Below are 12324 nucleotides of genomic sequence, written 5' to 3' on the forward strand. Positions count from 1 at the left end.
ATACCTGAGGTGCCTGATCCCCGCCCTGGGGCGTGCGTGGTCCCTCCTGGTCCCTCGTGCCCCTGCCCCGGGCGTGCGTGGTCCGGCCCGCCGTGTCGCGCTCCCGCGCCGCCTCCCGCCGCGCGGCGGGCCGGACCCCTCAACCCCGCCCCTGCCAGCCGGGATCACGGCCGCTGAGGCCGATCACCCGGTCCAGGAGCGGGGCGCCGTCGGGCACGGGGACGGTCGGCCCGAACAGGCCGCCCTCGCTCCCGCCGCCACCGCTCTCGCCGTCCGCATTCCGGCCGTCGTCCTCGTGCCCGGCCGGGGCGAGGAGCGCCCGGGCCGCCTGGAGGCTCGCCTCGTCCGGCGCGTAGGCCTGCCCCGTGGCCCGGGCCAGGTCCCAGCCGTGGACGACGAGTTCGTCGAGCGCGACGAGGCCCGCGACCTCGCCCGGCAGGTCGATGCCGCCCGCCCGGGTCATGCCCTGCCAGGCCGACGGGTCGCGCCACGCGTGGGCCAGGTCGTCGAGGGCCTCGGGCAGTTCGGTGCGCCAGTCCGGGGAGATGTCCGGCATGACGCTGCCGGGGTCCTGGTCGAGCGCGGGCCCCGACTCCTTGCCCGCGGCCAGCCGGAAGGCCTGGGCGAGCCCGATGACATGGCCGAGGAGGTGGCGTACCGCGTACTCGGGACAGGGCGTGGGCGCGGCGAGCTGCTCGTCGCTGACGCGCGCGGCGACCTGGGCCACGAGGCGGGCCTGCGGGCCGAGGTCGAGGAGACCGGTGTCGCTGTCGGTACCGCCGTCATCACCGACGTCGGTGCCGCCGTCGATGTCTGTGTCGCTCATGGGAGGGCTCTCCTGCGTCGTCGGGCCGCGCTGTCGAACGCCGTAAGGCGGCTGTCTCGGTACCTCTCCCCTGGTAGACCCGCCCCGGCCCGTGAACTCATCGCCGCCCTCCGGGGAATCCGCCCGATACCGCGCCGGGGGCCTTAGGAACCAGCATCTCCGGACATGACAACGACGATCGGGCGCGTCCTGCGGGACCGCAACGCGGGGCTGTATCTGGGCGCGGTGGTGGTCTCGGGCTTCGGGAGCTCCGCGCTGTGGCTGGTCTCCGGGATCTGGGTGAAGGAGCTGACGGGGTCCGACGGGCTCGCCGCGCTCTGCCAGTTCGCCCTGTGGGCCCCCACCCTCATCGGCCCGCTCCTGGGCACCCTCGCCGACCGCACGCGCCGCAAGCCGCTCCTGGTGGCCGCCAACCTGGCGCTCGGCGCACTCCTCCTGTCCCTGTTCACGGTCGACACCGCGGGACGGCTGTGGATCCTCTTCGCGGTCCTCGTGGTGTACGGGGCGTGCGGCGTCGTCACCGACGCGGCGGAGGCCGCCCTGGTCGCGACCGCCGTCGACAAGGACGTGCTCGGCGACTTCAACGGCCTGCGGATGTCCGCGAACGAGGGCATGAAGCTGGTGGCGCCGCTGGCGGGGGCGGGCCTGTTCGCCGCGTACGGGGGCGCGCGGGTCGCCCTCCTGGACGCGGTGACGTTCGTGCTCGCGGCGGGCATGTTCGCGCTGCTGCGGGTGCGGGAGAGCGCGCCGGTGGCGGAGCGCACGTCGCTGCGCACCCGGACGGCCGAGGGCGCGCGGTACGTGTGGGGGCACGAACGGCTGCGGCCCCTCGTGCTGGCCGGCGGCCTGACGATGCTGACGTCGGGCATCACCGGCGCGACCGTCTACCCGATCATCGAGGGGCTCGGCCGCTCCCCCTCGTACGCGGGCGTGCTGTACGTCGCCCAGGGCGTCGGTTCCGTCGCCGTGGGCGTGGCCTCGGGCGCGCTGATGCGGCGCTTCGGCGCTCGGCGGTTCGGCGGCGCGGGCATCGCGGTGACGGCCGCGTCCGCGGTGCTCGTCGCGCTCCCGCACGACGCGGCGGCGCTCACGGGCCAGCTCCTCAACGGCGTCGGCCTGCCCTGCGTACTGATCGCGGGCCTCACCGCGGTCCAGCGCGAGACGCCGGACGCGCTGCTCGGCCGGGTGGCGGCGACCGCCGGCACGCTGATGTTCACCCCGACGGCACTCGGCATCGCGGCGGGCGCGGCCCTGGTGGAGACCGTCGACCACCGCGTCCTGCTGCCGGTCCTCGCGGGGGCGCGACTGCTGATCGCCGCGCCCCTGCTGAGGCCGTCGAAAACCCGGGTGTCCGCCTGAGCCACCCGGCTCCGGCTACTTCACGTCCGCCCACCGCTTGATGGTGGCGACGGCCTCCGTCTGTTCGGCCGGGGGGAGCTTCGCGATCGATGCGCCGTGGTTGGCGCCCGGTACGACGTAGCGGTGCGAGTCGTGGCGGCTCGGGGTGAACTTCTCCGCGCTCCACGGGTCGTTCTCGCCGTAGACGAACATCATGCGCTGGCCGCGGGTCTTCACCCACTGGTCGACGCCCGCGATGGTCCTGTTGTTGTACGTGCCGCGCATGGCGGCGGGCAGCACCGAGTTCGGCTGGTAGATGTCCGGGTGATGGCGGACGTCCTTGAGGTGGCTGAACCGGAGGTCGGCCCAGCCGAGTTGGGTGGCCGCCTGGCGGTAGTAGGGGCCCGAGCCGTTGGTGCCGAGGGTCTCGTCCTGGTAGACGCTGAGGCCGTGCTTCTTCGACCAGCCGTAGAGCTCGTCGTCGGTGGCCTTCTTCGCGTCGGGCACGGTCGGGCAGTCCGCCTCGGTGCCGGACTGCCAGAAGTTCCACACCTGGTCCAGGACCGCGAACTCGTAGGCGCGGTCGGTGGTGCCGAGGGTCTCCTCGAAGGTGTCGCCGTTGGTCTTCGCGTCGGCCTCGAACTTGGGGAGCAGCGCGGCACGGCGTACGAGCATCTCGCGCTGCACGGCGTTCAGCGCGGCCCGGCACTCCTTGGTGCCGACCGTCTTGAAGAAGCGCTCGTAGCCGCTGTCGTCGCGGTTGTCCGCGTCGTTGGGCGCGACGAACGCGACGACCGCGTCGAGGTCCTTGGGGTAGAAGCGCTCGTGGTAGGTCGCCGTCATGCCGCCCTTGCTGGCGCCGGTGCCCAGCCACTTGCCCTTCTCGATGCCGCGCAGGGCCCGGGTGAGGCGGTGCTCGTCGGCGCCCTCCTGCTCGACGGTCATCTTGGACCAGTCGTCGCCCGCCGCGCCGGCGGGGCGGGACTCGGCGAAGTAGCGGTGCTCGACGCTGACCTGGTTGGCGTCGATCAGCTTGGTGAGGGAGGCCGTGCCGCCGGCGAGGGTGTAGCCGCCGGTGTACAGGACGGTCGGCTTGTCGGTGGCCTTGTGCCAGAGCGTGGCGCGCTGGGTGAAGGTGGCGCCGTGCGGCTTGCGGTGGTCGACGGGCTGCTTGTACGTCAGCGTGTAGAGGGGGAAGCCCTCCTTGTCGGCCACGGAGACCACGGTCAGGCCGGGTATGCGTGCCAGGCGCTCCCGTATGTCGGGCGCCGCGCCGCGCTCCCCGGCCGCTGCCGCCTGCGCGGCGGCGGGCACCGCGCCGCCGAGCACCGCGGCGCCCGCCATGACTCCCGCGCAGACCAGCGCGGATATCCCCTTGTTGCGCACCTGTTCCCCCCTCTGTCCCGCTGACACGGGAGTGACGGCTGTGGTGCCTGGATCGTAGCGGCGATCACTCCCCCGGCGACAGAGCAGACAGAGCAGACAGAGCCGCCACGGGACCTACAGGGCCTGGGGGGGCCTGGGGGCTTACGGGTCCTGCAGGTCCGGCAGGGCCGCTTCGACGTGGGCGAGGTCGTCGTCCGACGCCAGGCCCGCGTGGTAGAGCCTGAGCTGCGTGGCGCCGAGCTCCGCGGCGCGTGCCGCGTCGGTGGCGAGGGTGGCGGGGCTGCCGCCCATGCCGCGCACCACGGTGAGGTTGGCGGCCAGGACCGCCCCGGCCACGCGCTGTTCGGCGAATGGCGTCAGCAGGTGCGCGCCGCCCGTGCAGGGCACGACCACCCCGTCGGCCACGGTGAGGACGTGCGCCGGATCGACGCCCGCGTTCGCCCCGCAGTGGTACGGCACCGGGTCGGCGTGGAGCAGGACGGGGAAGCCGGCGGGTGCCGCCGCGCGGACGGCGGCGACGGCGGCCTCCTGGAGGGTGCGTGCCGTCTTCTCGCGCCACGCGCGCGTGGCCGCCGCCCGGTCCGCCCCGAGGAGCTTCTCGACGGCCGTCCAGCCCCCTTCCGCAGCGCCGCCGCGCCACAGGGGCTCCAGGGCGCCGCGCACGGCGATCGCCAACTCGTCCGGCTCCAGGCCGTGTTCCTCGTACCCCGCACGGCAGGAGGCACAGAAGCACAGCGACATCAGGTACTGCCCCGCCTCACCGAGGGGGACGCCCGCGATCTTGTCGTGGGCGTGCAGGTGCGCGAGACCGTACCAGCCGCAGGACTCCAGCTCGGTGCCGCGCGTGCCGGGGCGCACGGCGGCCTCCGCGGCCAGGTCGGCCAGGTACGCGCGCGTGGCTCCCTGGGCGATGCAGGGCGCCCAGGGACAGCGGTCCCCGTAGGCGTTGACGACGGAGGTCGCCGGATGCTCGTCGCCCATGCGGGAGTTGTGGGCGAGGACCACCCAGCTGTGCACGTCGATGCCTGCGTCGTTCAGGGCCTGGGCCGCCTCTCCGTAGGCATCGCCCGGCGCCCACTCCCCGGCGGCGTACGGCCGCAGCGCACGCCCCTGCCAGCGCTCGCCCGGCGGGTAGAGGACGGCGGCGTGCGCGGCCGTGACGACGCGGTGGCGCGGGTGGCGGGGGGTCAGCGCGCGCGTGGAGTGGTAGGCGGAGGCCAGGGTGACCTGCCGGATGCCGAGGGCGGCGAGACGGGCGGGCGCGTCGGGGTCGCCGACGACGTCCCAGGGGTAGAGGAACGCGGACGTCTTCACGCGCCGCTCCCCACGGGGCCCGCGCCCGGCAGATCGTCCCGCAGCAGCTCCCGCCCCCGCTCGACCAGTTCGGCGAGGCGCTTGACGTGTTCGTCGGCGGGCTCGTGCAGCGGCGGCCGCACGGGGCCGACGTCCAGGCCGGCCAGCCGCACGCCCGCCTTGACGAGGGAGACGGCGTAGCCGCGGCTGAGGGCGCGCAGTTCCACGAAGGGCCGGTAGAAGCCGTCGACGAGGCGATTCACCATCGCGTCCCCCTCCGGCGTACCGGCGTTGAAGGCGCGGTGGAAGGCGAGCGCGATGTCGGGCGCGAAGCAGAAGACGGCCGAGGAGTACAGGGTCACGCCGATGCCGCGGTAGGCGAGGCCGGTCAGTTCGGCGGTCGGGAGGCCGTTGAAGTACAGGAAGTCGCCCGGCACCTCGCCGCGCACGGCGCTGACCGTGCGCTGCATCAGGTCCATGTCGCCGAGGCCGTCCTTGAAGCCGATGATGCCGTCCGCGCGTGCGAGGGCGACGACCGTCTCCGGGGTGAGGATCGCGTTGTCGCGTTGGTAGACGATGACGTCCAGGGAGGTGGCGGCGGCCAGTTCGGTGTAGTGCCGGATCAGCCCCTCCTGCTCGGCGACGACGAGGTAGGGGGGCATGGCGAGCAGTCCGTCGGCGCCCGCCTCCTCGGCGAGGCGCGCGTACCGCACGGCGAGCGCGGTGCCGTACCCGGCGCCCGCGACGACCGGCACCCGGCCCTCCGTCACCTCGACGGCGGCGGCGACGCACTCCTGGAACTCCTCGGGGGCCAGGGCGTGGAACTCGCCCGTGCCGCAGCAGGCGAACACGGCCGCCGCGCCCGCGTCGATGCCCGCCCGTACATGGGTGCGGAAGGTGTCGAGGTCGAGAGCGCCGTCGGGTCCGTACGCGGTGACCGGGAAGAACAGCGGCCCGCTGGGGACGCGGAGTCGGGAAGCGAGGGGGGCTGACGTCACGGGCTCTCCCTAGTCGTGCACGTTTCTGATTCATGTCCATATCCCTGAACGCGACCACGCTAAGGCGCCCTCTCGGGCCCGGTCAAGCGCACGAACTCCCCGCGCACGAGCGGATTTCACGACTCCGCAAGCACCTCGACGCCACCCCGGCACCACCCGGCCGCACTCTTGACGCGGCACGACGGAGATCCCTAGCGTGTCCATAAATGTGAATCCTGTCCGTGGATACATACGGCCGCACGAGGAGAACCGCATGCCCGCTCCCCGCACCGTCCTGCTCACCGGCGCCGCCGGCGGCCTCGGCACCCTGATGCGCGGGCTGCTGCCGGCGTACGGATACGACCTGCGTCTGCTCGACCTGCGTCCCGTGGCGGACGAACCGGCGGCGATCACGGCCGACCTCGCCGACCGGGCGGCGCTGCGCGAGGCGGTGCGCGGGGTCGACGCGGTCCTCCATCTCGCGGGCATCTCCCTGGAATCCACCTTCGACAAGATCCTCAAGGCCAACATCGAGGGGACGTACAACCTCTACGAGGCGGCCCGCGAGGAAGGCGTCCGGCGGATCGTCTTCGCCTCCTCCAACCACGCGGTGGGCTTCACCCCGCGCCCGCGCGGCGAGGACCCGCTGATCCCCGTCGACACCCCGCGCCGGCCCGACACCTTCTACGGCCTGTCGAAGTCCTTCGGCGAGGACTTGGCCCAGCTCTACTGGGACAAGCACGGCATCGAGACCGTGTCGGTCCGCATCGGGTCGTGCTTCCCGGAGCCGACGAGCGTGCGGATGCTGTCGGTCTGGATGAGCCCCGAGGACGGGGCGCGGCTCTTCCACGCGGCCCTCACCGCCGACGACGTGCGGCACACCGTGGTCCACGGCTCGTCCGCCAACACCCGCCTGTGGTGGGACCTCTCGTCGGCGCGGGCGCTCGGCTACGCGCCCCGGGACGACTCCGAGCCGTACGCCGCGAAGCTCGTCGCCGAACAGGGCGACCTGGACCCCGCCAACCCGGACCACGCGCACCTGGGCGGCCACTTCTGCACCAACCCGCCGGTCTGGCCCTACTGAGGCCGCCGGACGTCCGGGCACCAAGCGGGCACCCCGCACCCCTGGATCGGGCACGGCCGCGGCCCGCCGCACAGGCCCTCGCGCCACCAAGCGGGCACAAACGGGCAGCATCGTGGCCGCTGCGAGCCTGGTCACCCCCGTGCCCGCGCTGTAGAACTTCCCCACAGGGCCCGAACGGGCACGGCACGAACCAGGGGAAGAAGGTGGCACCGGTGACCGCGGAAGAGCGCCAGCGGCAGATCGTGAACGCGGCCCGCCACTCCGGGTCCGTCGACGTGACGGCGCTCGCCTGCGAGCTCGGGGTCGCCAAGGAGACCGTCCGCCGCGACCTGCGCGCCCTGGAGGACCACGGCCTGGTCCGCCGCACCCACGGCGGCGCCTACCCCGTGGAGAGCGCGGGCTTCGAGACCACCCTCGCCTTCCGCACGACCATGCACGTCCCGGAGAAGCGGCGCATCGCCGCGGCCGCCGCCGACCTGCTCGGCGACGCCGAGACGGTCTTCGTCGACGAGGGCTTCACCCCGCAGCTCATCGCCGAGGCGCTGCCCGGGGCCGCCGCGGGCCGGCCGCTGACCGTGGTCACCGCCTCACTGGCCACCGCGGGCGTCCTCGCCGAGGCCGAGAACATCACCGTCCTGCTGCTCGGCGGCCGGGTGCGCCCCGGCACGCTCGCCACCGTCGACCACTGGACGACCCGCATGCTGGCCGGGTTCGTCATCGACCTGGCGTACATCGGCGCCAACGGCATCTCGCGCGAGCACGGCCTGACGACGCCCGACCCCGCGGTCAGCGAGGTCAAGGCGCAGGCGATCAGAGCCTCCCGACGCACCGTGTTCCTGGGCGTGCACACCAAGTTCGGGGCGACGAGCTTCTGCCGGTTCGCCGGCATCGGCGACCTCGACGCGATCGTCACGAGCAGCCGCCTGCCCGCCTCCGAAGCACACCGCTACTCACTCCTCGGCCCGCAGGTCGTCCGCGCCTGACGGCCCGCCATCCGCCGCCCCTACGTCCTCCCCTGTCCCCGCTGCTGTCCCCACCGCTGTCCCCGTCGCGCGCACCCCACGGGCTTCCGCATGCCATCGGCGCGCCCCGACACCCCCTCATCGACCCTCTATGTCCAGGAGCGATTCATGCGAACCCCGAGCCGACGGAGGCCGCGCACGCTCGCCGCGGCATCCGCTGGGGCGCTGCTCGCCCCGCTGCTCGCCGGCTGCTGGGCCGGTGCCGGCGGGTCCGGTGCAGGCGGCGACTCCATCAACGTCCTCATGGTGAACAACCCGCAGATGGTGGAGTTGCGCAAGCTCACCGCCGACCACTTCACCAAGGAGACCGGCATCAAGGTGAACTTCACCGTCCTGCCGGAGAACGACGTCCGCGACAAGATCAGCCAGGACTTCGCCAACCAGGCCGGCCAGTACGACGTCGCGACGCTCAGCAACTACGAGATACCGATCTACGCCAGGAACGGCTGGCTGCGCGAGGTCGGTTCGTATGCGCGCAAGGACACGGCGTACGACGAGAAGGACGTCCTGCCGCCGATGCGCCAGTCCCTCACGGGCAACGACGGCAAGCTCTACGGACAGCCCTTCTACGGAGAGTCGTCCTTCCTGATGTACCGCAAGGACGTCTTCAAGAAGGCCGGACTGACCATGCCCGAACACCCCACCTGGCAGCAGGTGGCCGGCCTCGCCGCGCGCGTGGACGGCAAGACGCCCGGCATGAAGGGCATCTGCCTGCGCGGACTGCCCGGCTGGGGCGAGGTGATGGCGCCGCTGACGACCGTGGTGAACACCTTCGGGGGCACCTGGTTCGACAAGGACTGGAAGGCCCGCCTGGACTCCCCCGAGTTCAAGAAGGCGACCCGCTTCTATGTGGACCTCGTGCGCAAGCACGGCGAGTCCGGCGCCGCCCAGTCCGGGTACGCCGAGTGCCTCAACAACCTCACCCAGGGCAAGACCGCCATGTGGTACGACGCGACGGCCGCCGCGGGATCGCTGGAGTCCGCCAAGTCCCCGGTCAAGGGCAAGATCGGCTATGTGTCCGCGCCCGTGGCGCGGACGAAGAGCTCCGGGTGGCTCTACACCTGGGCCTGGGGCCTGCAGAAGGCCTCGCGCAACCCGGACAGGGCCTGGAAGTTCATCTCCTGGGCGTCCGGCAAGGAGTACGAGAAGCTCGTCGGCGAGAAGATCGGCTGGTCGAACGTCCCCGCCGGCAAGCGCGCGTCGACCTACGCGAACCCCGCCTACCGCAAGGAAGCCGCCGCCTTCCAGGACGTCACCCGCGCCGCCATCGAGGGGGCGAGGCCCCGCGACCCGGGCGTACAGCCCCGCCCGGCGCCCGGCATCCAGTTCGTCGGCATCCCCGAGTTCACCGACCTCGGCACCAAGGTCTCCCAGGAGATCAGCGCGGCCATCGCCGGACGCCAGTCCGTCGACTCGGCCCTGGACAAGGCGCAGGACCTCGCCGAGAAGATCTCCGAGGAGTACGAGGGACGATGACCGCCACCGCGAGCACCACCACCACCGCTCACGCGCGCGTGAGCGGTACGCAGACGCCGAAGTCACCGGGGCGGCTGCGCGCCTGGGCGACCAGGGCGCCCCTGCTGCCCGCCCTCATCTTCATGATCGCCGTGACCCAACTGCCGTTCGTGGCGACCCTGGTGATCTCCTTCTTCGACTGGAACGCCCTCTACCCGGACGCCCGCAGCTTCACCGGCCTCGCCAACTACAGCGAGGTCCTCACCGACCCCGACCTGCGCAAGTCCGTCCTGACCACGATCCTTTTGACGGCCTCCGTGGTCCTGGCGAGCCTGGTCGCCGGTCTCGCCCTCGCGCTGCTCCTGAACAGGAAGTTCAAGGGGCGCGGGTTCGTGCGCACCCTGCTCATCGCGCCGTTCCTGCTGGTCCCCGTGGCCGCCGCGCTGCTGTGGAAGCACGTGCTCTACAACCCCGAGTACGGGCTCTTCAACGGCCTGCTGCACTGGATCGGCGGGGACTCCGCGGGCCAGCCCGACTGGATCTCCAACACCCCGCTGCTCGCCATCGAGGCCTCCCTGGTGTGGCAGTGGACGCCCTTCATGATGCTGATCCTGCTCGCGGGGCTGCAGAGCCGCGACCCCGAACTGATCGAGGCCGCCCGCATGGACGGCGCGAGCAACTGGCAGGTGTTCCGCCATCTGACACTGCCGCACCTGCGCCGCTACCTCGAACTGGGCGCGCTCCTCGGCTCGATCTACATCGTGCAGAACTTCGACGCCGTCTTCACGATCACCTCGGGCGGCCTCGGCACGGCGAACCTGCCCTACACGGTCTACCAGAGCTTCTACCAGGCCCACGAGAACGGCCTCGCCTCCGCGGCGGGTGTGCTCGTCGTCATCGGCTCCCTCATCATCGCGACCTTCGCTCTGCGGGTCGTCTCGTCCCTGTTCCGTGAGGAGGTGTCCCGCTGATGTCCGCCCCCGTGAAGAATCCGCCGGGCAAGACCCGTCCCCGCGCGCGTGGGTCCGCGCTCGGTCTGACCGCCTGGCTCGCCGGGATCCTGTTCTTCCTGCCCATCGCCTGGATGGCGCTGACCTCCTTCCACTCGGAGGAGGACGCGGCGACCAACCCGCCCTCGCTCGCCGCCTCGCTCACCCTCGACGGCTACCGCGAGTTCTTCGGCTCGGGCGGCGGCGCGAGCCCCTGGCCCTCGCTCATCAACTCGACGGTGGCCTCGGTCGCCTCGACGCTGTGCGTCCTGGTCCTCGCGCTCCCGGCCGCGTACGCGCTGTCCATCCGGCCCGTGAAGAAGTGGACGGACGTGCTCTTCTTCTTCCTGTCCACGAAGATGCTGCCGGTCGTGGCGGGCCTCCTGCCCATCTACCTCTTCGCCAAGAACACCGACCTGCTCGACAACATCTGGCTGCTCGTCCTGCTCTACACCTCGATGAACCTGCCGATCGCGGTGTGGATGATGCAGTCGTTCCTCGCCGAGGTGCCCAAGCCCGTCATCGAGGCCGCGCAGATCGACGGGGCCAGGCTGCCGACGATCCTCACGCGCGTGGTGGCGCCCATCGCGCTGCCCGGAATCGCCGCGACCTCCCTGATCTGCTTCATCTTCAGCTGGAACGAACTCCTCTTCGCGCGGGTGCTCACGGGCGTCGTCGCCCAGACCGCGCCCGTGTTCCTGACCGGCTTCATCACCAGCCAGGGCCTGTTCCTGGCGAAGGTGTGCGCCGCGTCGCTCGTGATCTCCCTGCCGGTGCTCGCCGCGGGGTTCGCCGCCCAGGACAAGCTGGTCCAGGGCCTGTCGTTGGGAGCCGTCAAGTGAAGGCCGCCATCATCGAGTCCGTCGGCAAGGCCGTCGTCGGGGAGCTGCCCGACCCCACCCCGGGGCCCCGCGACGTCGTCGTCGAGGTCGCCGCGTGCGGCCTGTGCGGAACCGACCTGCACATCCTCCAGGGCGAGTTCGCGCCCACCCTGCCGGTCGTGCCGGGGCACGAGTTCGCGGGCGAGGTGGTCGCGCTCGGCAGCGAAGTACGCACGCTCGCCGTCGGCGACCGGGTCGCCGTGGACCCCTCACTGCACTGCCACGAGTGCCGCTACTGCCGGGACGGCCGGGGCAACCTCTGCGAGCGGTGGGCCGCGATCGGCGTGACCACCGCGGGCGGCGCCGCCCAGTACGCGGTGGCCCCCGCCGCCAACTGCGTGCGCCTTCCCGACCACGTACGCACCCAGGACGCCGCCCTCATCGAGCCGCTGTCCTGCGCCGTGCGCGGCTACGACGTGCTGCGCTCGCGGCTCGGCGCGCACGTCCTGATCTACGGCTCGGGGACGATGGGTCTGATGATGCTGGAGCTCGCCAAGCGGACCGGCGCGGCCAGCGTGGACGTCGTGGACCTGAACGCCGACCGGCTCGCCACGGCACGGCAGTTGGGCGTCTCGGGCTCCGCGGCGAGCCCGGACGAACTGGAGCGCCCGCAGGGCTGGGACGTCGTCGTCGACGCGACCGGCAACGCGGCCGCGATCCAGGACGGGCTCGAACGGGTCGCCAAGGCGGGCACGTTCCTGCAGTTCGGCGTCGCCGACTACGCCACGCGCGTGAACATCGACCCGTACCGGATCTACAACCAGGAGATCACCATCACCGGTTCGATGGCGGTCCTGCACAGCTACGAGCGGGCCGCCGAGCTGTTCGCGGGCGGCGTGCTCGACCCGGACGTGTTCATCAGCGACCGGCTGCCGCTGGACTCCTATCCGCAGGCGCTGGAGACGTTCGCCGCCGGCACGGGACGGAAGATCGTCGTGGTGCCCTGATCCGGCGGGCCGTTCCTCCCGGGGCCCCGGGGTGGAAATCCGCTGCCGGCGCGGGGGGGGGGGGGGGGGGGGGAAGGGGGGGTCGGTGGAGGAAACGCTACGGCCGTACACCCGCCAAGAACAAAA

General features: G+C 72.2%; 11 protein-coding genes. 7 read left to right on the top strand and 4 right to left on the bottom strand.

From position 1 onward, the window contains the following. Positions 1-139 precede the first annotated feature (139 nt). Positions 140-826 carry a TIGR03086 family metal-binding protein gene (locus ACZ592_RS30670; protein ID WP_471584930.1) on the bottom strand — a complete coding sequence of 229 codons (687 nt, stop codon included), beginning with the start codon at positions 824-826 and terminating at the stop codon, positions 140-142. A gap of 165 nt (positions 827-991) precedes the next feature. On the opposite strand from ACZ592_RS30670, the gene ACZ592_RS30675 reads away from it, so the two are divergent. Then, positions 992-2185 (top strand): MFS transporter, encoded by a 1194-nt coding sequence (locus ACZ592_RS30675; protein ID WP_471584931.1) that lies wholly within the window; start codon positions 992-994, stop codon positions 2183-2185. A 15-nt stretch (positions 2186-2200) separates the two neighbouring features. On the opposite strand, the gene ACZ592_RS30680 is transcribed toward ACZ592_RS30675, so the two are convergent. The 3 genes from ACZ592_RS30680 to ACZ592_RS30690 all read right to left on the bottom strand — a co-directional run bounded on the left by ACZ592_RS30680 (position 2201) and on the right by ACZ592_RS30690 (position 5841). Then, a complete protein-coding gene (locus ACZ592_RS30680; protein WP_471584932.1) occupies positions 2201-3550 on the bottom strand; it encodes a S28 family serine protease in 1350 nt (449 codons plus the stop codon). Positions 3551-3691: 141 nt separating this feature from the next. Beyond that, positions 3692-4864: a hypothetical protein gene (locus tag ACZ592_RS30685; RefSeq protein WP_471584933.1), complete on the bottom strand. Its 1173-nt coding sequence runs from the start codon at positions 4862-4864 to the stop codon at positions 3692-3694. Further along, complete coding sequence (locus ACZ592_RS30690) at positions 4861-5841, bottom strand: 5-dehydro-4-deoxyglucarate dehydratase (RefSeq protein ID WP_471584934.1); 981 nt, start codon at positions 5839-5841, stop codon at positions 4861-4863. Before ACZ592_RS30690 ends, ACZ592_RS30685 begins: the two co-directional genes overlap by 4 nt. 253 nt (positions 5842-6094) lie before the next feature. Here ACZ592_RS30690 and ACZ592_RS30695 point away from each other — a divergent pair, with 253 nt between their 5' ends. The 6 genes from ACZ592_RS30695 (at position 6095) to ACZ592_RS30720 (ending at position 12198) form a co-directional block, all read left to right on the top strand. Then, on the top strand, positions 6095-6904 hold the full coding sequence (locus tag ACZ592_RS30695) for an NAD-dependent epimerase/dehydratase family protein (protein ID WP_471584935.1): 810 nt from the start codon (positions 6095-6097) through the stop codon (positions 6902-6904). 212 nt (positions 6905-7116) lie between these two features. Next, positions 7117-7887 (top strand): DeoR/GlpR family DNA-binding transcription regulator, encoded by a 771-nt coding sequence (locus tag ACZ592_RS30700; RefSeq protein ID WP_471584936.1) that lies wholly within the window; start codon positions 7117-7119, stop codon positions 7885-7887. Between the two features lie 147 nt (positions 7888-8034). Beyond that, on the top strand, positions 8035-9402 hold the full coding sequence (locus tag ACZ592_RS30705; protein ID WP_471584937.1) for an ABC transporter substrate-binding protein: 1368 nt from the start codon (positions 8035-8037) through the stop codon (positions 9400-9402). Then, positions 9399-10352, top strand: coding sequence for a carbohydrate ABC transporter permease (locus tag ACZ592_RS30710; RefSeq protein WP_471584938.1), 954 nt, complete (start codon positions 9399-9401; stop codon positions 10350-10352). The genes ACZ592_RS30705 and ACZ592_RS30710 overlap by 4 nt, the downstream gene beginning before the upstream one ends. Next, positions 10352-11212: a carbohydrate ABC transporter permease gene (locus ACZ592_RS30715; protein WP_471584939.1), complete on the top strand. Its 861-nt coding sequence runs from the start codon at positions 10352-10354 to the stop codon at positions 11210-11212. Before ACZ592_RS30710 ends, ACZ592_RS30715 begins: the two co-directional genes overlap by 1 nt. Next, positions 11209-12198, top strand: coding sequence for a zinc-dependent alcohol dehydrogenase family protein (locus ACZ592_RS30720; protein ID WP_471584940.1), 990 nt, complete (start codon positions 11209-11211; stop codon positions 12196-12198). Before ACZ592_RS30715 ends, ACZ592_RS30720 begins: the two co-directional genes overlap by 4 nt. Positions 12199-12324 lie beyond the last annotated feature (126 nt).

Source organism: Streptomyces sp. NPDC040622, from assembly GCF_055593965.1.